Origin of the sequence: Mesorhizobium sp. WSM4884 (assembly GCF_029625675.1) — a bacterium.
Taxonomy (GTDB): Bacteria; Pseudomonadota; Alphaproteobacteria; order Rhizobiales; family Rhizobiaceae; genus Mesorhizobium.
The window spans coordinates 334738-358089 of the sequence record NZ_JARTVO010000005.1; the positions used below are offsets into that span (position 1 = coordinate 334738).

Consider the following 23352-nt stretch of genomic DNA (forward strand, 5'->3'; position numbering starts at 1 on the left):
ACCGAATTTCGGCATGGCCGGATTTGCGCGACTGCTGTCGTCACCAATTCACCGGGACCACAGCCATGCACGCTCACGCTTCCGCCAAGATCGAACTGCAGTCGTATCTCCCTCATCATAGCCCTGCGCCCATCTTTGACGGGGCGGCAACGCAGCCGGTCAGCTTCTTCCCGGCAGGCGCCGAGATTTATGCCCAAGGCGAAAAGGCGGGCGCCCTCTATCAGGTCGAATTCGGCGCCGTCCGCATCTACCGTCTGCTTGCCGACGGCCGCAGACAGATAAGCGCGTTCCATCTGGCGGGAGAGACTTTCGGTTTCGAGGCCGACGCTGCTCACCACTTCTTCGCCGAAGCCATCAACGCAACGGGGGTAAGGGTGTTTCGCACTCCCTCGGGAGTGGATGTGTCCCGCCAGCTTCTGCCTCTTGCGCTCAAAGGTCTGATCCGGGCGCAGGAACATCTTCTCGTGCTCGGCCGCCAGAACGCCATCGAACGCGTCGCGGCATTCCTGGTCGAAATGTCGGAGCGCCAGGGTGGGTTGCGGCAGGTGGAACTGCCGATGTCGCGGATCGACATCGGCGACTATCTCGGCCTCACTATCGAAACCGTGTCGCGCGTCTTCACCCGCCTGAAGGAGAAGGGCGTCATTCGTCTGCTCAGCTTGCGCAGCATCGAAATCCTCAAGCGGGATACGCTGCTGGCGATGGGAGAATGAGGCCAGTCGAGCCAATCCCCGCGCATCAATCCTGAAAGGGACGACAATGAAAACCACGCTTACCACTCATACCGGATTTCGCTTCGAGGTGCGCCGCGCACGTCCTGAGGACGAGCCGCTCGTCGCGGAGTTCTTCACCCACGTCACATCGGAGGATATGCGCTTCCGCTTCCTCGGAGCCGTGAAGGAAGTCTCGCATGAGCGGCTGGTCGCGATGACCCGTTCCGACGATCCGCACATTCACAATTTTCTCGCCTTCTCGACCGACGGAATGCTGATCGCGGTGGCGACGCTTGCCAGCGATCCGGCCGACCGGCGCGGCGAGGTCGCCATCTGCATTCGCGAGGACCGCAAGCATCTCGGCGTCGGCTGGGAGTTTCTCGGCTATATCGCGCGATATGCCGAGGAGCATGGTATCGAGACGATCGAATCGATCGAGAGCCGCGAGAACCGCGCCGCGATCGAGGTTGAGCGCGACATGGGCTTCACCGTCGCAACCTACCCCGATGATCCGACACTCGTCCTGGTTCAGCGGAAGCTCGGCGCCAAGCTGCCGGGTTGACGCATGTCGCCCAAAGAGCGCGGCGGTTCCCGGAAACGACACGCGTGAAAAGACTTAAAAGCGCGCCGCCCGAATCCGGTTCGGAGCGGCGCGTTTTGCGTTCCGCCCTGCTGCCACGGGGCAATCAGGCCGTTTCAAGGTCGAACAGTTGCGTGGCCACCGCGCGTTCCTCGTCGGCCGGGATGACAAGAACGTCGACGCGGGAATTCGGGGCGCTGACCAGCTCCTCGCCGCTGCGGTTCAGGCCGTCGTCGACAACGACATCCAGCCATCCAGCGGCCTCGCAGATCCTTTGCCGGATCTGGTGCGCATGCTCGCCAATCCCCGCGGTGAACACGAGTGTGTCGAGCCCGCCAAGCGCGGCTGCGAGCGATCCGATCTCGCGTCCGGCGCGGTAGACGAAGAGATCGACGGCGCGCGCCGCCGCAGGCTCCTTCGATGCAAGCAGCGTCTGCATATCACCGGAAATGCCGGATACTCCGAGCAGGCCGGAGCGCTCGTAAAGCAAGGTGGATAGTTCCTCGGATGACAGCTTCTGATCCTGCAAGAGATGCAGGATCACGCCAGGATCGACGGCACCGCAACGCGTGCTCATGAGAAGACCGTCGAGCGTCGAAAAACCCATGGTGGTGGCGACGCTCGCGCCTGCCTTCATGGCGCACAAGCTCGCGCCGCTGCCGAGATGGGCGACAATCGTCCGGCCGCCGGCGGCGGCACCGTAGCGATCATGAAGCTTCGCGGCGATGTGGCTATAGGACAATCCATGGAAGCCATACGAGACAATGCCCTGTTCCGACATCTCGCGCGGCAGGCCATAGAGCTTCGACAGCTCTGGCCGAGCATGGTGGAACGCCGTATCGAAGCAGCCGACTTGCAAGGCTTCAGGCAGAAGGTGACTGGCCATGCCGACGATTTCGAGATTGATCGCCTGGTGGATCGGGGCCAGCGGCTCAAGCTTGTGAAGGATATCGAGCGTGCGCTCATCAAGCCGTGTCGCACGGGCAAATTCCCGACCGCCATGCACGATGCGATGTCCAACCTTGCGGATCTGGCGCAAAAGACTGCGGTCGGCGAGAAAGGACGCCACGGCCTCGAATGCCTTTGCGATATCGATCGGCCCGTCCCCCAGGCTCCTGTCGATTTCGGGCGAAAGAGCCGTAGGCGCGATGTGCAGTCGTGGGCTGCGCCCTATCGACGAGACGCTGCCACGCAACAGAAGGTGAAGTTCGTCGCGCTGCTGGAACAGGGCGAACTTCAGGCTTGAGGAGCCGCCATTGAGGACGAGAATTGCATCGGTCATCGCCGACCGGTCCCGGTCACTTTTGCGGCGCTTGTCCTCGCAGCCTGGCGCTTCGGCATCGGCTACTGCTCCCATTTCCACTCGAGGATCTCCGGCATGTCCTGCCCGTGCTCGCGGATATAGGCCCGGTGCTCGATCAGCTTGCCTTCCATGGCCTGTTTCAGCCGAATGTGCGCACCGGCCGGCTCGGGAATGCGGTCGAGCACGCCGAGCACGAGATGGTAGCGGTCGAGCCCATTGAGCACGGTCATGTCGAAGGGCGTCGTTGTCGTGCCTTCCTCATTGTAGCCGCGCACGTGGATGTTGTCGTGATTGGTCCGCCGGTAGGTCAGGCGATGGATGGTCCAGGGATAGCCATGGTAAGCGAAGATGACGGGCTTGTCCCTGGTGAACAGCGCATCGAACTCGCGATCCGACAGGCCGTGCGGATGATGTTCCTTTGGCTGCAGGGTCATCAGGTCGACGATGTTGACCAGCCGGATCTTGAGATCGGGAATGTAGCGTTTCAGAATTTGGACGGCGGCCAGAGTCTCGAGCGTCGGCACATCGCCGGCGCAGGCCATCACCACATCCGGCTCTGCCCCGCGGTCGGTCGATGCCCACTCCCATATGCCGATGCCGGCGCTGCAGTGGACTTTCGCCTCGTCGATGGACAGCCACTGCCAGGAATTGGCTTTGCCGGCGACGATGACGTTGATGCGGTTCCATGTCTGCAGCACATGATCGGTCACGCAAAGCAGGCTGTTGGCATCCGCCGGCAGGTAGACGCGCACGACGTCCGCCTTCTTGTTCAAGGCCACGTCGATGAAGCCAGGGTCCTGGTGGCTGAAGCCGTTGTGCTCCTGCTGCCAGACGTGGCTCGACAACAGATAGTTCAGCGAAGCGATCGGTCGCCGCCAGGCGAGCTTGCGGCAGGCGTCCAGCCATTTCGCATGCTGGTTGAACATGGAATCGACAATATGCGTGAAGGCTTCGTAGCAGGAGAAGAACCCATGGCGCCCCGTAAGCAGGTAGCCTTCCAGCCAGCCCTGACAGGTATGCTCCGATAGGATCTCCAGAACCCTCCCTTCCCGCGCCAGGTGGACATCCTCGGGCAGGATCTCTTCCATCCAGGCGCGTTCCGTCACCTCGAAGACGTCCTGCAAGCGGTTCGACGCCGTCTCGTCCGGCCCGACGATGCGGAAATTCCGGGCAGCCTGGTTCAACGCCATGACGTCTCGCAGGAAGGCGCCCATGGCTCTGGTCGATTCGGCCTTGACCTGCCCCGGGCGCTTGACCGGAATCGCCTGCTCGCTCAGGTCCGGCAGATCGAGAGACCGTCGCAGCAGGCCGCCATTGGCATGCGGATTGGCGCTCATGCGCCTGGCGCCTTCCGGCGCGGTGGCACGGATGGCGGACACAGGCGCGCCCGCCGCATCGAAGAGTTCTTCAGGCCGATAGCTCCGCAGCCATTCCTCGAGCATCTTCAGATGCGCGGGGTTATCCGCGAGGCCGGAGAGCGGAACCTGGTGGGCGCGCCAGAACCCTTCGGTCTTCAGCCCGTCGACCTCCTTCGGACCGGTCCAGCCTTTCGGGCTTCGCAGCACGATCATCGGCCATTTCGGCCGGCTCAGTGCAGTCTCCGCGCCGCTGCGTGCCGCCTGCTGGATCGCGTCGATACGGTCCAGCGCATCGTCGAGCACGGCGGCCATCCGCTCGTGCATCAAGGCCGGATCGTCGCCCTCGACGAACAGCGGCTCGTAGCCATAGCCGACGAACAGCGCGCGCAGTTCTTCTTCAGGGATGCGGGCCAGAATAGTGGGGTTGGCGATCTTGTAGCCGTTGAGGTGGAGGATCGGCAGCACCGCGCCGTCAAGCGCCGGGTTGAGGAACTTGTTGGAGTGCCAGGAGGTGGCGAGCGGCCCGGTTTCCGCCTCGCCGTCGCCGACGACGCAGGCGACGATCAGATCCGGATTGTCGAAGGCCGCGCCATAGGCATGCGAGAGCGCGTAGCCGAGCTCGCCGCCTTCATGGATCGAGCCAGGCACATCGGGCGCCGCATGGCTTGGGATGCCGCCCGGAAAGGAGAACTGCCGGAAGAGCTTCTTCATCCCGGCCTCATCCAACTGGATATCCGGATTGATCTCGCTGTAGGTGCCTTCGAGGTAGGTGTTTGCAACCATCGCAGGTCCCCCGTGCCCGGGACCGCAGACATAGATGACATTTGCATCGCGCTGTCTGATCACGCGGTTGAGATGCGTATAGATGAAGCTCAGTCCCGGCGAGGTTCCCCAATGGCCGAGTAGCCTCGGCTTGACATGCTCCAGCCGAAGCGGCTCGCGAAGCAGCGGATTGTCGAGCAGATAGATTTGCCCGATCGTCAGGTAGTTGGCGGCACGCCAATAGGCATCGATATCGCGCAGCTCCTGTGCGGACAAGCGATTGGCGCTGGGATGCTCGGTCATTTCCGACTCCTTCGCTGATTCCAAACCGACGCCGGCTGAAGCACAACGCATCGAGGCTGCCACCGGTTCACGACGGCTCGGTGTCAAACCGGTCGTCATCGATCTATCCGGCGAAGAACGAGCGAGCTTTGATCCATCGCAAATGCCAAGCCCGGCCGACCGCAAGATCTAAAACGCACCTTGAGCTGCGGCTTCGTCGAGCAAGGCAAGACGGCGCCATCTTTGCTTCAGAGCAACGAACGCGCCGGAAAGCTCAGGCAAGATGTCTATCTGCAATGCGGACAAGCGGCAGCATGAAACGCAAATTGAACGACGATGCGACGATGGACAGGATCATGCGCGAGACGCCGGCTGCAATCCGCGTCATCCTCCAGCACGGCATGCTGTGCGTCGGCTGCCCGATCGCTTCCTTTCACACCGTTTCCGACGCGGCGCGCGAGCATGATCTCGACGAGGATCAGCTTCGCCGCGACTTGGAGGCGGCGATCGAGGCCGGAGATGGGACTAGCTCTTTGCCGCGCGGCCCTCGGCAATCACGAGCAGTCGATGCGGCTCGACCACGACGACCCTTTGGCGTCCGCTCTTGACCAGGCCCTGGTCTTCCCAGGCCGAAAGCAATCGGCTCACCGTGTGAAGCGTTGTGCCCGTCATTTCCGCAACGTCCTGGCGTGAAATCGGAAAGTCGATCAAGATCCCTTCCTCGGTCTTTTTCCCTGACTGCTTGATCAGCTTGAGCAGCGCATGCGCGACACGCTGTTCCACTTGCTCGGTGGACATCTCGATGACGCGTGCGTGGGCATCCTGCAGCCTGCTTCCCACCGCCTTGTATGTATTGGCGCTGAAGCTCGGGAAGCTCGTCGCGAAGGTGGGCCAGAGCTGGCTTGCCCAGGCAAGCACCACGCAATCGACGGCGGCAATGGCATTTGCCGGGTAGGTCGTCCGGCCCAGCGCGCTGGCGATCCCCATCAACTCGCCGGGGCTTATATATCGCACGGTCACTTCGTGCCCGTCCGGGGTCGATTTCACCACGCGGACATGGCCGTCGAGCAGCAGGAAGAACGAATGGGCCTCCTGCTCCTGCTCGAACACCGGCTGATCCTTCGCGATACGAATGGATCTTGCCTGCCCGACTATGCGATCGAGATCCGCAGCAGCGACTCCCTCGAACACGGGCAGCCCGGCAATCAGTGATCGATCAAGGCTTGCCAACTGCCTTTCCTCCCCGACTTCAGTGGCGCAACGCTTCCGTGCCCCTGACCAGACTTTGTCATGGACGACCGCCCATCGACAAGTAAAGCCTGTTGTCGCTGGCGACGGCGATTCACATTCTTGTTTGCGCTGAGGCAAATTCCACCCCTCGGGGCCGGGATAGAAGAATCGAAACGGGCGCATTGCCTGGTTTCCTATGAGGCATGTCATGGCAATTCCACGGACGCGGCCAAGCGTCTATCCGGCAATTCTCTCCTACGGCTTTCGGCCCTTCTTTCTGCTAGGCTCGCTGCAGGCCGGCGTCGCGATACTCTTGTGGTTGCCGCTCTACTACGGCAAGCTCGAGATCCTCAGCGTATTCCTGCCCGTGGATTGGCACATTCACGAACTGCTCTTCGGCTATCTGCCGGCGGTCGTGACGGGCTTCCTGCTGACCGCAATTCCCAATTGGACCGGACGGCTCCCCGTTCAGGATTTTCGCCTATTGGTGCTCGTGCTGCTCTGGCTCGCGGGTCGGGTGGCCGTGTTCTTTTCGGCGGAAACGGGCTGGTTCCTGAGCGCGTTCGTGGACTGCTCCTTTCTTTTTGCGGTGGTAACCGCCGCCGCGACGGAAATCGTTGCCGGGCGAAACTGGCGGAACCTCAAGGTGCTCCTGCCGGCCGCGACCCTCTTTGCGGCAAATGTCATGTTTCACGCCGAAGCGCATTATCAGGGCGTCTCCGATATGAGCCGGCGCCTCGGTCTTGGAGCCGTTGTCGTCCTCATCATGGTTATCGGTGGGCGCATCGTTCCGAGCTTCACCCGCAATTGGCTGGTTCGCGAGAAGCCCGGCCGGCTCCCGGCATCATTCGGCAGGTTCGATATCGGAACGATCGCGCTGTCCGCCGTCGGGCTCGTTGCGTGGACTTTCTTTCCCGACACTATCGCAACCGGCGGGTTGCTCGTCGCCGGTGCGGTCCTCAATGCCGTTCGGCTTGGCCGCTGGGCGGGTGACCGGACGCTGGCCGACCCTTTGGTTCTGATCCTGCACGTTGCGTTCGCCTTTGTGCCGCTTGGCCTGCTGCTAGCCGGCCTAGCCGTCTTCGCCCCGGGGACGGTCCCCCCGGTGGCCGGCATTCATGCGTTGGCGGTGGGAGCGATTGCCTGTATGACGCTTGCCGTCATGACCCGCGCCTCCCTTGGTCACACAGGCCGCGCGCTGACGGCAAACGCCGGAACATGCGCGGTTTTCGTTGCGATCGTCATTGCTGCCGTTCTGCGAATAGCTGCCGCCATGGCTCCTGCCGCAGCAATTCTGCTGCATATCTCGGCGGCGTTCTGGGTGGCCGCCTTCGTCGGCTACGCTGTGCTGTTTGGGGGGATGCTCATGCGGCCTCGCCTCAACGCACGCGGCAAGTGAGCCACTTGAAGATGAGCGGCGAAGCCGTCTTATCACTCGGTTTTCCAGTTGGCTGCGCGCCGGTCATTGTTCCACAAACAATTTGAGCCAGCGCAAATCGCCAAACCGTCGGGCGATCTACAAGGACACCGCGGTTGATGCCGTAGCGAAACCACCGACCTGATTGCCAAAGAACAAGGAACATGATGATTTCGAAGCCGGCCTTGCTTGACAGGGTTCGCCCTGCCGCCGAACAGCCCTTGCTTTGCCCTGGCGTCGACCGGGCCTCGATAGGAGTGCTGGTTCGCAAATTCTATTCGAAGGTGAGAAAGGATGAGCGTCTCGGCCCCATCTTCGCCCGCGAGATCACCGGCGATTGGGAGCCTCATCTGGAGAAGATGACGGACTTCTGGTCCTCCGTCATATTGAAAAGCGGCGATTATCATGGCCGGCCGGTGCCGGCCCACCTGAAGCTCGAGGATGTCACCGAAGCCGACTTCGAGATCTGGTTGGCTCTCTTCCGCGAGACGGCGGCAGAGCTTTTCGCGCCCGAAACCGCGGCGGTATTTGTCGAGCGGGCGGAACGAATAGCCGCCAGTCTGAAGCTTGCCATGTTCTTTCGCCTCGGTCCCGCCGCGAGACCGGGCGCCGAATAGGTTGCGCCGGCAGACCTCCGGCGCGCAACAGTTTGAGACGTTGGTGCCTGGCGCGCCGGTGTCGGGCTTGATTTTACGCAAGGACCGCGACCCGCTGAGGCCTTAGTTTCTTCAGATGATCCTCAATCTCTGCGTCGGCACGATCGTCATCAGCCTGACGGTCTTGATCCATACTTTCGGCCTCATCGCGATCACCCGTGCGATGGCGCGTCTCGTGGCGCTCTTCCGTATGCACGGCCGGCGCAGCCGTGTCATCGCCATGATCAGCGTGGTGATGGGGCTTTTTGCGGTCATGACGGCGGAAGTCTGGTTATGGGCCGGGATCTACCGGCTGCTCGGGATATTGAACGACTTCGAGACGGCGCTCTACTTTTCGACCATCACCTTTTCCACGGTCGGCTATGGAGATGTCGTGCCCGCCCATGGCTGGCGCGTGCTGGCGGCCCTGGAAGGCATCAACGGTTTTCTGCTGATCGGCTGGTCTACCGCCTATCTGATCGCGGCCGGTACCCGTGTCGGCCCCTTCAGGGTCGGCGAGCACTTTTGATCCGCCCATCTATGTCGCCAAAAGCATGCCCACGGGCTTGACCCGGGCTTGACCCGAGGGTGCGCGGTGGTTTTGGGAAACAAAGACGTGCTCAAACCACCAGAGAATGCCTGCCGGTTCCGTTGCTGAGATATTTGTCGAATTTCGCCGCCACCGCCCTGACCAGCGGGCGGCTTTCCGCCGGCACGACGAAGCTTTCACCGTCGAGCCGAAGAAGCTGGCCTGCGCCGCTGATGGCCAGTCGGCTCGCTTCACAGAGCAGCGTTTGGCCGACGGCGCCGAAGCGTTCGACGAGCTCTACCGCCGAGAAACTGAATTGGCACATCAGGCGCTCGATGATCCAGCCCCGCGCCAGATCATCGAGGCTGAACTCGACGCCGCGCGCTATCGCCAGCCGTCCGGAATTCACGGCCTTCTCGTACTCGCCGGTCGCAACGATGTTCTGCGCATAGCCCTGGCGATACCGGCTGATCGAGGACGGGCCAAGGCCGATCAGCGTCTCGCACTGGTCCTCGGTATAGCCCTGGAAATTGCGGCGGATCTTGCCGGCGCGCGCCGCTGCCGCCAGCGCATCCTGCGGCTTTGCGAAATGATCCAATCCCAAGGCCTCGTAGCCTGCATCGACGATCATTCGCGCGGCGAGCTGCGATTGCGCCAAGCGCGCAGACGAGTCGGGCAGCCAGGCTTCATCGATCATCGTCTGATGCTTCTTGAACCACGGCACATGCGCGTAGCCGAACAGGGCCAGCCTGTCCGGCGCCAGCGTCAGCGCCTGGGCGACGGTCGCCGCGACGCTCTCCAAGGTTTGATGCGGCAACCCGTAGAGCAGGTCGAGGTTGACGGAGCGAACGCCCCGGGCGCGCACCGCGTCGACTATGCTTTTGGTCAGCGCAAAACTCTGCTCGCGATTGATCGCCTTCTGCACTTTGGGATCGAAGTCCTGGACGCCGAGGCTCGCTCTCGTCATGCCGATCGCGGCGAAGGCATCGAGCCGCCCCTCGTCCATGTCGCTCGGGTCGATCTCGACGCTGAGGCTGGCATCATCAAGGAAGTCGAACCGGTCCCGCAACGCTTTTCCGAGCACGAGGATGTCGTCGGGCTTCAGCATGGTCGGGGAGCCGCCGCCAAAATGAACGGCGCGCACCCTCCCCCGGCCGCTCACCAGGCCACCGACCGTTTCGATTTCCTTGTGCAGCGCGCGCAGAAAACTGGCAACGGGCGCATAGTGGCGAGTCTGCTTGGTGTGGCAGGCGCAGAACCAGCACAGCCTGTCGCAATAGGGGATATGCAGATACAGCGATATCTCGTCATCGCCTTCAAGCGCGCCCATCCAACCGCGAACCGCCGCCGCGTCGATGCCCGGATGAAAGTGCGGGGCCGTCGGATAGCTCGTGTAGCGCGGTACGTTGTCGCCAAGCCCAACGGCAGCGGGCGGCGGAGGCGTATCATGGATGCTGGCGGCGGCGGAGCTCATGGCGGGCAAACTGCCTGACCGAGACCGGCAAGACCTTGATTTGGATCAAGGCGGCTGGGGGAGCAGCCGGCGCAAATTGCCGATATATTTGACCACAGGCGTCGCAATGGCCGCCAGACAGCATGCTCAGCAAGCCGACATTCCCGCGATTTGCAGATCCTGCGAAGCGCGGCGGGCAGGATTGTGCGGTGCGCTCAGGGTTCGCCAACTCGCCGAACTGGCCAAAGCCTCCTCAAGGCATGAGGTCTTGGCGGGAACGGAACTCGCAGACGATGGAACCTACTCGAACGTTTTGTCCGGCATCGTCAAGCTCACGCGAAACCTGTCGGATGGTCGTCAGCAGATCGTCGGGTTCCATTTCGCACCCGATTTTTTGGGCCGGCCCTTCGGAGCGAAAAGGCCGATCCGGGCGGAAGCCTTGACGAACGTGGCGCTGTGTTCTTTTCCAAAGACGATCGTCGAGCGAATGCTGGATGACTCGCCGAAACTTGGGCAGAATTTGCTCAACCACGCGCTGAACAAGCTTGACGAGGCGCGCGACTGGATGGCGGCGCTGGGGCGCAAGACCGCGTCCGAAAAGGTTGCGAGCTTCCTCCTCATGATCGCCAGAAACATCGATCCTGACTACCATCCGGCAAGTTCGATAAGCTTCGACCTGCCGCTGACTCGCGCGGACATCGCCGATTTTCTCGGACTGACCATCGAGACGGTAAGTCGCGAATTGTCCAGGCTAAAGTTTGATGGCGTGATCCGGATCGTAAACAAGCGCCATATCAGCCTGGCAAGCATGGTTCAGCTCGAGGAACGCTGCGGCGACTGAACATCGCGCCCTCTGCTAAACAATCGTTGAGCTTCGACCCGACCGGACCCGGCCCCGGTGTTCGGCCCGGCAGATCGCTTTGCCGGCACTTCGGGCCCAGCCGCCTCGTTGCCGGCATTCCACACTAGCGGTCGATACGGACGCTCCCGAACGAAAAGCAGCCCGCGTTTGACCTGGATCAAGGCCGCGGGACGGAAAATCCCGAAATGGTGCCGCGAGCGGTAGTTTCCGCTGGAATTTTCGAGACGAGATCGGGGACTTGCGATGAGATTTGGCACAGAGATCGTCCTTCTAGGCCTGTTTGCTTTTGCCGCCCTTGTGGCCGCCGGCTTCGGCGCGGATGAACCTTTTCGCCAGCACATGTGGGTTTTGTTCTTCGCCGTGGCTGGTTTCACCGTGATCCTGCTGCGCAACACGGATTTCAAACCGGCAGCTCCGGTCGACCCCTCCGCCTATATGGATGGGCCGATCCGTTACGGGGCAATCGCAACCACGTTCTGGGGCGTCGTCGGCATGCTCGTCGGCGTGGTCATCGCGCTGCAGCTTGCCTATCCCGACCTCAACATCGCGCCGTGGTTCAATTTTGGCCGCCTGCGGCCGTTGCATACTTCCGGCGTCATCTTCGCTTTCGGCGGCAATGCCCTGCTCTGCACGTCCTTGTATGTGGTCCAGCGCACATCACGCGCGCGCCTCTTTGGCGGCAATCTCGCGTGGTTCGTCTTCTGGGGCTACCAGCTCTTCATCGTCATGGCAGCGACCGGCTATCTGCTGGGCATCACCGAGGGTCGCGAATATGCCGAGCCCGAATGGTATGTCGACCTCTGGCTGACGATCGTCTGGGTTGCGTATCTGATCCTTTTCCTCGGCACCATCCTGAAGCGCAAGGAACCGCATATCTACGTCGCCAACTGGTTCTACCTCTCCTTCATCGTGACCATTGCGATGCTGCATGTGGTCAACAACCTTTCGATGCCGGTTTCATTCCTAGGCTCGAAGAGCTACTCGGCGTTCTCGGGCGTTCAGGATGCGCTGACCCAGTGGTGGTATGGGCACAATGCCGTGGGCTTCTTCCTCACGGCCGGCTTCCTCGGCATGATGTACTACTTCGTGCCGAAGCAGGCGAACCGGCCGGTCTATTCCTACCGCCTGTCGATCATCCACTTCTGGGCGCTGATCTTCCTCTACATCTGGGCCGGGCCGCACCATCTCCACTACACCGCCCTGCCCGACTGGGCGCAGACACTCGGCATGGTGTTTTCGGTCATGCTGTGGATGCCTTCATGGGGCGGCATGATCAACGGCCTGATGACGCTGTCGGGCGCCTGGGACAAGATCCGCACCGATCCCATCATCCGCATGATGGTTGCGGCCGTCGCCTTCTACGGCATGTCGACCTTCGAAGGCCCGATGATGTCGATCAAGACCGTCAACTCGCTCTCACACTACACCGACTGGACCATCGGCCATGTCCACTCGGGAGCGCTCGGCTGGGTCGGCATGATCACCTTCGGCGCACTCTACTACATGGTGCCGAAACTGTGGAATCGGGAGCGGCTCTATTCCATGCGCCTCGTCACCTGGCACTTCTGGCTGGCGACCCTTGGCATCGTGGTCTACGCGGCCGTGATGTGGGTTTCCGGCATCATGCAGGGCCTTATGTGGCGCGAGTACGACGAGCAGGGCTTCCTGGTCTACTCCTTCGCCGAAACCGTCGCCGCGATGCATCCTTACTACCTCATGCGCGCTGCAGGCGGCGCCATGTATCTCACCGGCATGCTGATCATGGCCTGGAACATCACCATGACAATTCTTGGCCGCCAGCGCGAAGAACAGCCCTTGCCGGGTTCCGCGCCCGCCCTCCAGCCCGCCCAATAAGGAGCCAGACATGGGTCTGATAGATAAACACGCTCTGATCGAGAAGAACGCCACGTTGCTTCTCGTCGGATCCTTGCTGGTCGTCACGGTCGGCGGCATCGTCGAGATCGCGCCGCTTTTCTATCTCGACAACACGATCGAGAAGGTCGAGGGCATGCGCCCCTACTCGCCGCTCGAGCTGGCCGGGCGCAACATCTATGTTCGCGAGGGCTGCTACCTCTGCCATAGCCAGATGATCAGGCCTTTCCGCGACGAGGTGGAACGCTACGGCCACTACAGCCTGGCGGCCGAGTCGATGTACGACCACCCGTTCCAGTGGGGGTCCAAGCGGACCGGACCGGATCTCGCCCGCGTCGGCGACCGCTACTCCAACAGCTGGCACGTCCAGCATCTGACCGACCCGCGTTCCGTCGTGCCGGAATCCATCATGCCGAGCTACGCGTTCCTGAAGGATAAGCCGATCGAGGTGAAGGACTTCTCCACGCACCTCGTCGCCAACCGGCGCGTCGGTGTCCCCTACACCGACGACATGATCGCGCAGGCGAATGCCGACCTGATGGCGCAGGCCGATCCCAACGCCGACACGTCGGGACTGGAAAGCCGCTATCCGAAAGCCAAGGTCGGCGACTTCGACGGCAACCCTCGGCAGGTCACCGAGATGGATGCCCTGGTCGCATATCTGCAGATGCTCGGCACTCTTGTCGACTTCAAGAACTACGACGAAGCCGCTGGCTACCGCTGAGGAGATCAGACCTATGGACTACAATCTGATGCGGGAGTTTGCAGACAGCTGGGGCCTGCTTGCCATGGCCCTGTTCTTTGTCGGCTGCATTGCCTTCGCGCTCCGTCCGGGTGGCAAGGCCAATGCCGACCATGCCGCGAAAATTCCTCTCCAGGACGATTGATCATGAGCAACGAGCATATCGACGAAATCTCGGGCATCACGACGACCGGCCACGAATGGGACGGGATCAAGGAGCTCAACAATCCCCTGCCCCGCTGGTGGGTCATTACTTTCTATGTCACCATCTTCTGGGCGATCGCCTATACCATCGCCTACCCGGCCTGGCCCATGCTGAGCTCGGCCACCAGAGGAGTGCTGGGCTTCTCGAGCCGCAATGACGTCAAGAACGAGATGGCAGCGGCCGAAGCCGCCAAGGCGAGTTATGTCGCGGCAATTCAGTCCAAGAGCGTCTCCGAAATCGCCGGCGACGACGCGCTGCGCGAGTTTGCCGTCGCGGCCGGCGGCGCCGCGTTCAAAGTCAATTGCGTTCAATGCCACGGATCCGGCGCGCAAGGCTCGAAGGGATTTCCGAACCTCAACGACGACGATTGGCTCTGGGGAGGCAAGACGGAGCAGATCCAGCAGACGATCACGCACGGCATCCGGTTCGCTACCGACGCCGATACCCGCCAGTCGGAAATGCCTGCCTTTGCCGATGTGCTCAAGCCCGAACAGATCGATCAGGTCAGCGCTTTCGTTGCCAGCCTTTCGGGCCCTGTCAAGAACAAGAGCCTGATCGAGCCCGGCGCCAAGGTCTTCGCGGACAATTGCGCCGTCTGCCATGGCCAGGACGCAAAGGGCAACAGGGACGTTGGAGCCCCCAATCTGACCGACGCGATCTGGCTCTACGGGTCCGGTGAAGCCGCCATTGTTTCACAGGTGCGAGCCCCGAAGAGCGGCGTGATGCCCGCTTGGGTCGGACGCCTAGGGGAGACGACGGTCAAGGAACTGGCTGTCTATGTCCATTCGCTTGGCGGCGGAGAATAGGAGCGGGGCCTGTTCTCGGCCCTCGGCCGTTCAAGCGACGAGGCCCGGCCACGCCGGGCCTCGACCTGTTTTTTGATGATTCAATTTGACCTGCATCAACGCGACGCGGCGTTAGCGATTGCAAGACTGCCGGATAGAGGCGGCATTCTTCCGCCGCGATTGGAGATCGTCGTGCTGGATCAGACGCAGGTAGAACGGCTCGAGGCCGAAGCGGTCAACTCCGCCAAGACGCGACAGCCGCTCTACACGGCGCGCAAGAAGATCTTCCCCAAGCGCGCCTCCGGTCGTTTTCGTCAGTTCAAATGGCTGGTGATGGCGATCACGCTCGGCATCTACTACCTGACGCCCTGGCTGCGCTGGGGCCGCGGCCCCTTCGCTCCCGACCAGGCCGTTCTCATCGATCTGGCGAACCGCCGTTTCTACTTCTTCTTCATCGAGATCTGGCCGCAGGAATTCTACTACGTCGCCGGACTTCTCATGATGGCGGGCGTCGGCCTTTTCCTGATCACGTCGACGGTGGGACGAGCCTGGTGCGGCTATACCTGCCCGCAGACCGTCTGGGTCGATCTGTTCCTTGTCGTGGAGCGCGCGATCGAAGGCGATCGCAATGCCCGCATGAAGCTCGACGCGGCCCCGTGGACCGCCCGCAAACTCATCCTGCGCGTATCCAAGCATGCCATCTGGCTCATTATCGCGGTCGCCACCGGCGGCGCGTGGATCTTTTATTTCGCCGACGCGCCGAAATTGCTCGGCGACGTCGTCAGCGGCACTGCCGCGCCGGTCGCCTATGCCACGATCGGCGTGCTGACCGGCACCACCTATGTGTTCGGCGGGCTGATGCGTGAGCAGGTCTGTACCTATATGTGCCCGTGGCCGCGCATCCAGGCCGCCATGCTCGACGAAAACTCGTTGACAGTAACGTATAACGACTGGCGCGGCGAGCCGCGTTCGCGGCATGCCAAGAAGGTCTCGGCCGCCGGGCAAGCGGTCGGCGACTGCGTCGACTGCAACGCCTGTGTCGCCGTCTGTCCCATGGGGATCGATATCCGCGACGGCCAGCAGTTGGAATGCATCACCTGCGCGCTGTGCATCGACGCCTGCGACGGCGTCATGGACAAGCTCGGCCGAGAACGCGGGCTGATTTCCTACGCGACCCTGGCCGACTACAATGCCAACATGGCGCTGGCGACCTCGGGGGGCGCCAGCCCTGTCAATCCGACGCTCGTAAGAACGGCGAGCGGCAGCTTCGTCGATGGCTTGGCACATTTCCATCTGGGCAAGATCTTCCGGTTGCGCACCTACATCTATCTCGGTGTGTGGTCGGCGATCGGGTTGGCGCTCGTCTATTCGCTGCTGACGCGCGAACGGCTGGAGCTGAATGTCCTGCACGACAGAAATCCGCAGTTCGTGACACTTTCAGACGGCTCGATCCGGAACGGCTACACCGTCAAGCTGCTCAACATGATACCCGAGCCGAGAACGATCGAGGTGACGCTGGAGGGCCTCGACGGCGGTGAGATGAGCGTCGTCGGCATCGACCAGCCCCCAAGCCGCTCATTTTCCATTTCGGTCGAACCTGACCGGCTGAAGACGCTGAAGGTCTTCGTTCGGCAACCCGCGGACGAGATCAAGAAGCCGGTGCAACGCTTCGAATTTCGCATCGACGACCAGGCGAGTTCCGAATCCGCCGAATACACCGCCAGTTTCAACGCGCCGGAGAATGGCAAATGAACGCCGATACGCGGAAACCGCGCGAGTTCACCGGCAGGCATATGCTGATCTCCATCCTTGCCTTTTTCGGGGTGGTGATCGGGGTCAACGTCACGATGGCCACGCTCGCCCAAAAGAGCTGGACCGGCCTCGTCGTCGAGAACACCTATGTTGCCAGCCAGCAGTTCAACGAGGAAGCGAAGAAAGGAAGGGCGCAGGCGGCGCTCGGCTGGACGGGCAAGCTGACCATCGCTTCCGGCGAGGTCCGCTACGGCCTTGTCGACAGCCAGGGCAAACCGGTCCCGCTGCATGGCGTAAGGATGCTGTTCCGCCACCCGGCCTACGAGGCCGAGGACGAAACCCTGACACTTGCCGCGGCCTCCGGCGACTCTCCTGCCAATACGCGGGAATTTGCCGCCCGGCAAGCGCCGAAGGATGGCGTCTGGATCGTGGAGATCGATGCGGATGCGGGCCTGACGTCACCGTTTCGCGATGTCCGCCGCATCATGATCGTGAAAGGAGCCCTGCAATGAGCTGCTGCGCGCCAGGCGCCGAAATGGCGTTGGAGGTCGCCAACGCAGCGTCCGCTTCGCCGTCGAGCGACGAGATCAAGCTGGCCAGCCGCTCTCTTGGCGGCGACATTCACCAGACCGAGCTGTCGGTGCCGACGGTTCATTGCGGGGCGTGCATTCAAGCGATCGAGGCCGCGCTCGGCAAGGTCCAGGACGTTGAGTCTGCTCGCGTCAATCTGTCGACGAAGCGTGTGTCGATCCGCTGGCACGGAGACGATGTCCCGCCATTCTTTGCCGTGCTCGGTCGGCTGGGCTATCAGGCGCATCTGTTCGACCCGGAAATTCACGAGAAGGACAAGACGCTTTCGGAGTTGATCCGCGCCGTCGCCGTGGCCGGCTTCGCGGCCGGCAATATCATGCTGTTGTCGGTTTCGGTCTGGTCCGGCGCCGAGGGCGCCACGCGGGATCTTTTCCATTGGCTGTCCGCGCTGATCGCCATTCCGGCTCTCGCCTTCGCCGGCGGCATCTACTTCCGCTCCGCGGCGAACGCGTTGCGCCATGGCCGGATGAACATGGACGTGCCGATCGCGGTGGGCGTCTCCCTGGCTTACGCGATGAGCCTCTACGAGACCATCAATCACGGTGAACATGCCTATTTCGACGCCTCGGTGTCGCTGCTTTTCTTCCTGCTCATCGGCCGCACGCTGGACCATGTGATGCGCGAACGCGCGCGAACGGCCGTCAACGGCCTTTCCAGGCTTGCTGCGCGGGGCTCGGTGGTCCTGCGGGACGACGGCACGCGCGAATACGTGCCCGTCGCCGAGCTCACGCCGGGAATGCGCCTGCTCATCGCGGCCGGTGAACGGATACCGGTCGACGGCGACATAACCAGCGGCAATTCCGACCTCGATTGCTCGATCGTCTCCGGCGAGAGCGAGCCCAAGGCCGTGAGTGCCGGAACGCACGTCCAGGCCGGCATACTCAATCTCACGGGTCCGCTGACGATGCGGGCAACCGCCGCCGCGAAGGACTCCTTCCTGGCGGAAATGGTTCGCCTGATGGAAGCCGCCGAAGGCGGCCGCTCGCACTACCGGCGCATCGCCGACCGGGTATCGGCGCTCTACGCGCCCGTGGTCCATCTGGCGGCCTTTGTGACATTCCTCGGCTGGATGGTCGCGTCCGGCGATTGGCACCGGGCTCTCACCATCGCCATCGCCGTGCTCATCATCACGTGCCCCTGCGCGCTCGGCCTCGCTGTGCCGATCGTCCAGGTGGTAGCGGCCCGGCGCCTCTTCGAGGCCGGCGTCATGGTCAAGGACGGCTCTGCCATGGAGCGCCTCGCGGCGATCGACACGGCTGTGTTCGACAAGACCGGAACGCTGACTTTGGGGCAGCCGAGGCTCGTCAACGCATCCGAGATCGATCCGACCATGCTTGCGATGGCCGCTGACATGGCAGCCCATTCGCGACACCCGTTTTCAAAGGCAATTACGGCCTATGCAGGCTTTGCCGGTGAGCCCAAGCTCGACTCGGTGCGAGAAGAGCCCGGCTTTGGCATCGAGGCGACCGCTGGGGATGACGTCTGGCGCCTGGGCCGACGCGGATGGGCCGGGTGGAAGGCTCGCACCGGCGGAGAAGGCAGGATCGGCGGCTATGGCGGCACGGTGCTTTCGAAGAATGGAAACATCGTCGCATGCTTCGCCTTCGAGGATGCGCCTCGATCGGATGCCAGGGCGGCTATCCGGCAACTGAAGGAAGCCGGCGTGTCGGTCGATATGTTGTCCGGCGATACCGAGAAGGCCTGCAGTGATGTCGCCGACGCATTGGAGATCGAGAATTTCGTGCCGGCGCTGCTGCCTTCGGGAAAGGTCGAGTGGATCGAATCCCTGACGCGTGCGGGACACAAGGTACTGATGGTGGGCGACGGTCTCAACGACACGCCGGCGCTGCGGGCGGCGCATGTCTCGATCGCTCCGGCGAGCGCGGCCGACATTGGCCGCAAGGCCGCTGACTTCGTCTTCCTGCGCGAAAGCCTCCTCGCGGTTCCTCTTGCGATGGAAATCTCGCGCAAGGCCGGCCGGCTCATTCGCCAGAACATCGCCGTCGCGATCGTCTACAACGCTTTCGCCGTTCCGATCGCCATCCTCGGACATGTGACGCCGCTCATCGCCGCGATCGCCATGTCCGCTTCCTCGTTGATCGTGATCGCAAATGCGATGCGGCTTCAGGCTACCGTGAAAGCTATACCCGAAGCGACTCCGACCAGGCGCCGCTCCGATGTCGTGGGGGTGGCCCATCCATGACCACGCTCGTCTATCTCATTCCCGTGGCCCTGTTCCTGGGAGCGCTCGGTCTGTCGGGCTTCCTTTGGGCGTTGCGCAGCGGTCAATACGAGGATCTCGATGGGGCCGCGGAGCGGATACTGATCGAGCCCGAGGATCGGCCCGGCGACGTCCTGCAGTCAAAATGACGCGGTTTCAGCGCAATGGCGCGAAAGGGAGGCCGGGATGCAAGCTCAAGCCATCATGACGACGCCAGTCATCACGATCGATGGGGCGGCGCCAATCGCAGACGCCGCCGACCTGATGCTGTCAAGGAAAATCCGTTGCCTGCCGGTCACGCGCGATGGCGCGATGGTTGGCATCATAACCGAGGGTGACTTTCTGCGCCGTCAAGAACTCGGCACGCAGCGCGTTCGTCCTCGCTGGCTGGAATTTATCGTCGGCCCCGGAAAGATGGCCAGAGAGTATGTTCTCGCTAACGGACGTCGAGTCGACGAGGTGATGACGAGTGACGTCGTCTCGGCGCCGCCGGGTGCCTCGCTCGCCGAGATCGTCGAATTGATGACCCGCCACGACATCAAGAACGTGCCCATCGTCGACGCGGGCACGATCGTAGGCATCGTCACCCGGACGGACCTGCTGCGCGCGCTGCTTCGCATCCTGCCTCAATCGGGTGCGACGACCGGCGATGACGAGCTCATCCGCAAGGACATCCTGGCCGAGCTTGAGGGCCAGGCATGGGGCGATGGCACTTTGATCGGCGTAAAGGTCGACAAAGGCGTCGTCGAACTCAGCGGTGCCATTTTTGACGAGCGTCAGCGAAAGGCCGCTGTCGTTGCGGCGGAAAACGTCAAAGGCGTCAAAGAGGTCAAGGACAGCCTTTTCTACGCCGGCCCGTTGTCCATGGTGCTCGTGTCCTAGCGCGCGCTGTAGATTGCGCATCTTGCCAGCCAAGGCGCGCTGACAGCCAATTGTCAGCCAGCTCATGAGATATTGCCACCAGAAGGCATGCAACGGCCCGGCCGCTGCGCGCCCCGAACCCGGGATGCAATGCTTATGAAACAGATCGCCCTATCACTCTTCGTGATCGCCTCGTCCGGTGCTTATGTCTGGGATCAGGCAGGCAAGCCAACCGCCAACGACTTGATCGATGCGGAGGGTTCTGCCAATGCCGCAGCGCAGAGCACGTCGCAGCCATTCGTCCCACCAGCACTGGCCGATCCAGTCGCAGCACCGGTGACGCCCCTGCGCGAGGTTCCGCAGAATGTGCAACGGGAGCCGCCTCCACAGAGGCTGATCGAGGCCAAAACGGACAACGCTGCGGTGATTGCAGCCACTCCGAAGCCGGCGGTTGTCGCCGCCCCGCCACAGGTTTCAAAGCTTGCGCCTCCGCCACCGAAGCGAGACCTCGCGCCGGCAGCCGCGAGTGTCGCCATGCCGGACGCACCCTCGTTCGCCGTGACGCCAGCCGTCTATATTCCGATCCCGCAGCCGCGGCCGGCATTTCCGCAGGCAGCCGCGCGCGTCATTCACACCGGCATGAAGCTTGCAGCCCAGGGCTATGCGGATGGGGTCTACACGGGCCGGCCCGCCGACGCCTACTATGGCATTATCCAGCTTCAGGCGCTCGTTCAGGGCGGCCGGATCACGGCGCTCAAAATACTGAAATACCCCAATGACCGCCGTACCTCTGTCAACATCAACCGCCAGGCATTGCCCATGCTGCGCGACGAGGCGATCAGCGCGCAAAGCGCTGACGTCGACATTATCTCGGGTGCCACGCTGACCAGCAGGGCCTTTATCCAATCGCTGGGCGGTGCCCTGAAGAAGGCGTCGTCGTAGTTCCGTGCGGGAAACGAGAATATTGATGGGCATGCCCATCACCGTCGACCTCGGCATCCCAGCTGGCGCTCTGGTCGAAAAGGTCTTTGCCTATTTCGACGATGTCGACCGGCGTTTCAGTACGTATCGCTCGGACAGCGAGATCTCAGTCATCAACCGGGGCGACCTTCCGGTCCGCGACTGGAGCGGCCAAATGCTGGACGTGATGAAGATTGCCGAGCAAACTAGAAGGGAAACGGCCGGATATTTCGACGTCCACAGGCCCGACGGCACGCTCGATCCCTCCGGCATCGTCAAGGGCTGGGCAATCCGCAACGCGGCCGAAATCGTCCGTCGGGCGGGTGTCAGCGACTTCTTCATCGAGGCGGGCGGCGACATCCAATCCTCCGGCAGGAATGCTTCCGGTCGGGACTGGAGCGTCGGCATCCGCAGTCCTTTCCACACGAATGAGATCGTCAAGGTGGTCTATCCGCGTGGACACGGCGTCGCCACTTCCGGCACATACGCGCGCGGGCAACATATCTACAATCCGCGCGCGGACGATGATCCGATCAGCGACATCGTTAGCCTGACCGTTATCGGCTCCGATGTGCTCGAGGCCGACCGCTTCGCCACCGCCGCCTTTGCGATGGGCCGGGACGGCATCCTCTTTCTCGAGCAGACACAAGGACTCGAGGGATATCTCATCGACAACAACTGCCGCGCCACGCCGACGAGCGGTTTTGGAGCCTTCTGCCAGCCATGATCAAGACCCTGGACCGGCTTCTCGACCACCTGACCATGTATCGGCTGGTTCTCTACTACCTGACGGCGCTGCTTGGCATCGCCTTCGTTTTCGGCTTCCTAAACCTTGTGCCGCATGATCCAGTCGCGCTCGCCTTCACCACCGCTTTGGTCCTGGCCGCCTGCTGGATCACCAACAGGGTTTTTGTTCGCACCTTCGAGGTTCCGGCAAACAGCGAGTCCGTCTACATCACCGCACTCATTTTGGCGCTCATCCTCGATCCGGTTGCCGCTACCGACGCCAAGGCCGTCGGCGCCGTGGCATTCGCCTCGATCTGGGCGATCTCGTCGAAATACATCCTGGCCGTCAGCAGGAAACACCTGTTCAATCCGGCCGCGCTGGGCGTTGCTTTGGCAGCGCTCTTGCTCGATCATCCCGCCACATGGTGGGTAGGGGGCAACGTTTGGCTGCTCCCCTTGGTGCTTGCGGGCGGCGCTCTTGTGGTGCGTAAGCTGCGCCGGCTCGATCTCGTGGCCACGTTCTTCGGAGCGGCGCTAGCGACGATCCTGGTCACCACTGACCCGTCCCAGTATGGCACCGCACTCTGGGAGACCTTCAGCTCGTCGCCGCTGCTGTTCTTCGCCTTCGTGATGCTGACCGAGCCGCTGACGGCCCCGACTACACGCTGGCCGCGCATCGCCTTTGCCGGCATCGTCGGCTTTCTGTTCGCGCCCAACGTCCATATCGGCTCGTTCTATTTCACGCCCGAGCTCGCTCTTCTGGTGGGTAATCTATTCGCCTACGCCGTGAGCCCGAAGGGCCGTTTCGTGCTGACTTTGGAACGCATCGAGCAAACGACCATCGATAGCTACGACTACATCTTCAGGTCGCAGCGAAAGCTCGCCTTCCAGGCGGGCCAGTACCTGGAATGGACGCTTGGCCTCGACAAATCCGACAGCCGCGGAAACCGGCGCTATTTCACGGTGGCGTCATCCCCTACCGAGCAATCGGTACGGCTGGGTGTCAAATTCTATCCGCAATCGAGCGCCTTCAAGCGCAGGCTGGGCACTATGAGGCCCGGAAGCACGATCCATGCCTCGCAGTTGGCCGGCGACTTCACGCTGCCATCCGATCCCAAGGTCAAAATCGCGTTCCTCGCCGGCGGCATCGGCATCACGCCGTTCCGTTCAATGCTGCAGTTTCTCATCGATCGCAAGGAAGCGCGGCCGATCGTCGTTCTCTACGGAACGGAAAGCCAGGAAGACATTGCCTACCGGGAGGTGCTCGGCTCCGCGAGACGCGAGCTGGGCATCAAGACATTCCACGCCGTGGCTAAGGGCGCGGTGCGCGGTCAGTATCCCGGCTACATCGACGCCCGCCTGGTGCGCCTCACCATGCCCGACTATCTCGAACGCACCTTCTACATCTCCGGCCCGCAGGCCATGGTGAAGGCTCTACGCCAAAAGCTCCTTGCCATGGGCGTCCGCCGTTCCAAAATAAAGGTCGACTATTTCCCCGGCTTTGCCTGAGCGC

23 protein-coding genes are annotated in these 23352 nt (G+C 62.3%); 19 read left to right on the forward strand and 4 right to left on the reverse strand.

All coding sequences use genetic code 11. The features are described 5' to 3' along the window. Window positions 1–65 precede the first annotated feature (65 nt). Both P9236_RS11005 and P9236_RS11010 read left to right on the forward strand, forming a co-directional pair. Window positions 66–713, forward strand: coding sequence for a helix-turn-helix domain-containing protein (locus tag P9236_RS11005; RefSeq protein WP_278074676.1), 648 nt, complete (start codon window positions 66–68; stop codon window positions 711–713). Between the two features lie 46 nt (window positions 714–759). Then, entirely contained in the window at window positions 760–1275 is a 516-nt protein-coding gene (locus P9236_RS11010; protein WP_278074637.1) for a GNAT family N-acetyltransferase, read from the forward strand. A 124-nt stretch (window positions 1276–1399) separates the two neighbouring features. On the opposite strand, the gene P9236_RS11015 is transcribed toward P9236_RS11010, so the two are convergent. Then, the gene (locus tag P9236_RS11015) at window positions 1400–2575 is read right to left on the reverse strand and encodes an acetate/propionate family kinase (protein WP_278074638.1); all 1176 of its coding nucleotides are present in this window, start codon (window positions 2573–2575) and stop codon (window positions 1400–1402) included. A 62-nt stretch (window positions 2576–2637) separates the two neighbouring features. Beyond that, on the reverse strand, window positions 2638–5019 hold the full coding sequence (locus P9236_RS11020) for a phosphoketolase family protein (RefSeq protein WP_278074639.1): 2382 nt from the start codon (window positions 5017–5019) through the stop codon (window positions 2638–2640). Between the two features lie 293 nt (window positions 5020–5312). Between P9236_RS11020 and P9236_RS11025 the strand changes: the two genes are divergently transcribed. Next, window positions 5313–5606 (forward strand): DUF1858 domain-containing protein, encoded by a 294-nt coding sequence (locus tag P9236_RS11025; protein ID WP_278074640.1) that lies wholly within the window; start codon window positions 5313–5315, stop codon window positions 5604–5606. Here P9236_RS11025 and P9236_RS11030 read toward each other — a convergent pair. Next, window positions 5524–6228: a Crp/Fnr family transcriptional regulator gene (locus P9236_RS11030; RefSeq protein ID WP_278074641.1), complete on the reverse strand. Its 705-nt coding sequence runs from the start codon at window positions 6226–6228 to the stop codon at window positions 5524–5526. The genes P9236_RS11025 and P9236_RS11030 overlap by 83 nt on opposite strands. 208 nt (window positions 6229–6436) lie before the next feature. Between P9236_RS11030 and P9236_RS11035 the strand changes: the two genes are divergently transcribed. The 3 genes from P9236_RS11035 to P9236_RS11045 all read left to right on the forward strand — a co-directional run bounded on the left by P9236_RS11035 (window position 6437) and on the right by P9236_RS11045 (window position 8809). After that, window positions 6437–7627 carry an NnrS family protein gene (locus tag P9236_RS11035; protein WP_278074642.1) on the forward strand — a complete coding sequence of 397 codons (1191 nt, stop codon included), beginning with the start codon at window positions 6437–6439 and terminating at the stop codon, window positions 7625–7627. 185 nt (window positions 7628–7812) lie between these two features. Continuing rightward, window positions 7813–8262 carry a group III truncated hemoglobin gene (locus tag P9236_RS11040; RefSeq protein ID WP_278074677.1) on the forward strand — a complete coding sequence of 150 codons (450 nt, stop codon included), beginning with the start codon at window positions 7813–7815 and terminating at the stop codon, window positions 8260–8262. A 115-nt stretch (window positions 8263–8377) separates the two neighbouring features. Then, window positions 8378–8809, forward strand: a complete 432-nt coding sequence (locus P9236_RS11045; protein WP_278074643.1) for a potassium channel family protein — start codon at window positions 8378–8380, stop codon at window positions 8807–8809. A 91-nt stretch (window positions 8810–8900) separates the two neighbouring features. On the opposite strand, the gene hemN is transcribed toward P9236_RS11045, so the two are convergent. Beyond that, window positions 8901–10283, reverse strand: coding sequence for an oxygen-independent coproporphyrinogen III oxidase (gene hemN, locus P9236_RS11050; RefSeq protein WP_278074644.1), 1383 nt, complete (start codon window positions 10281–10283; stop codon window positions 8901–8903). 106 nt (window positions 10284–10389) lie between these two features. Here hemN and P9236_RS11055 point away from each other — a divergent pair, with 106 nt between their 5' ends. The 13 genes from P9236_RS11055 to P9236_RS11115 all read left to right on the forward strand — a co-directional run bounded on the left by P9236_RS11055 (window position 10390) and on the right by P9236_RS11115 (window position 23348). Then, a complete protein-coding gene (locus P9236_RS11055; protein ID WP_278074678.1) occupies window positions 10390–11103 on the forward strand; it encodes a Crp/Fnr family transcriptional regulator in 714 nt (237 codons plus the stop codon). Between the two features lie 264 nt (window positions 11104–11367). Then, on the forward strand, window positions 11368–12978 hold the full coding sequence (ccoN, locus tag P9236_RS11060; RefSeq protein WP_278074645.1) for a cytochrome-c oxidase, cbb3-type subunit I: 1611 nt from the start codon (window positions 11368–11370) through the stop codon (window positions 12976–12978). A gap of 10 nt (window positions 12979–12988) precedes the next feature. Next, the gene (gene ccoO / locus P9236_RS11065) at window positions 12989–13720 is read left to right on the forward strand and encodes a cytochrome-c oxidase, cbb3-type subunit II (protein ID WP_278074646.1); all 732 of its coding nucleotides are present in this window, start codon (window positions 12989–12991) and stop codon (window positions 13718–13720) included. Between the two features lie 13 nt (window positions 13721–13733). After that, complete coding sequence (locus P9236_RS11070; RefSeq protein WP_278074647.1) at window positions 13734–13883, forward strand: cbb3-type cytochrome c oxidase subunit 3; 150 nt, start codon at window positions 13734–13736, stop codon at window positions 13881–13883. Between the two features lie 2 nt (window positions 13884–13885). Next, a complete protein-coding gene (gene ccoP / locus P9236_RS11075) occupies window positions 13886–14749 on the forward strand; it encodes a cytochrome-c oxidase, cbb3-type subunit III (protein ID WP_278074648.1) in 864 nt (287 codons plus the stop codon). A gap of 171 nt (window positions 14750–14920) precedes the next feature. After that, window positions 14921–16480 (forward strand): cytochrome c oxidase accessory protein CcoG, encoded by a 1560-nt coding sequence (gene ccoG, locus P9236_RS11080; RefSeq protein WP_278074649.1) that lies wholly within the window; start codon window positions 14921–14923, stop codon window positions 16478–16480. Continuing rightward, window positions 16477–16992: a FixH family protein gene (locus tag P9236_RS11085; protein ID WP_278074650.1), complete on the forward strand. Its 516-nt coding sequence runs from the start codon at window positions 16477–16479 to the stop codon at window positions 16990–16992. Before ccoG ends, P9236_RS11085 begins: the two co-directional genes overlap by 4 nt. Next, complete coding sequence (locus P9236_RS11090; protein ID WP_278074651.1) at window positions 16989–19274, forward strand: cation-translocating P-type ATPase; 2286 nt, start codon at window positions 16989–16991, stop codon at window positions 19272–19274. Before P9236_RS11085 ends, P9236_RS11090 begins: the two co-directional genes overlap by 4 nt. Beyond that, window positions 19271–19441, forward strand: a complete 171-nt coding sequence (gene ccoS / locus P9236_RS11095) for a cbb3-type cytochrome oxidase assembly protein CcoS (RefSeq protein WP_278074652.1) — start codon at window positions 19271–19273, stop codon at window positions 19439–19441. The genes P9236_RS11090 and ccoS overlap by 4 nt, the downstream gene beginning before the upstream one ends. A 37-nt stretch (window positions 19442–19478) precedes the next feature. Next, window positions 19479–20174, forward strand: coding sequence for a CBS domain-containing protein (locus P9236_RS11100; RefSeq protein ID WP_278074653.1), 696 nt, complete (start codon window positions 19479–19481; stop codon window positions 20172–20174). 135 nt (window positions 20175–20309) lie between these two features. After that, window positions 20310–21095 carry an FMN-binding protein gene (locus tag P9236_RS11105; RefSeq protein WP_278074654.1) on the forward strand — a complete coding sequence of 262 codons (786 nt, stop codon included), beginning with the start codon at window positions 20310–20312 and terminating at the stop codon, window positions 21093–21095. 25 nt (window positions 21096–21120) lie between these two features. Then, window positions 21121–21840 (forward strand): FAD:protein FMN transferase, encoded by a 720-nt coding sequence (locus P9236_RS11110; RefSeq protein WP_278074655.1) that lies wholly within the window; start codon window positions 21121–21123, stop codon window positions 21838–21840. Continuing rightward, complete coding sequence (locus P9236_RS11115; protein ID WP_278074656.1) at window positions 21837–23348, forward strand: RnfABCDGE type electron transport complex subunit D; 1512 nt, start codon at window positions 21837–21839, stop codon at window positions 23346–23348. Before P9236_RS11110 ends, P9236_RS11115 begins: the two co-directional genes overlap by 4 nt. Window positions 23349–23352 lie beyond the last annotated feature (4 nt).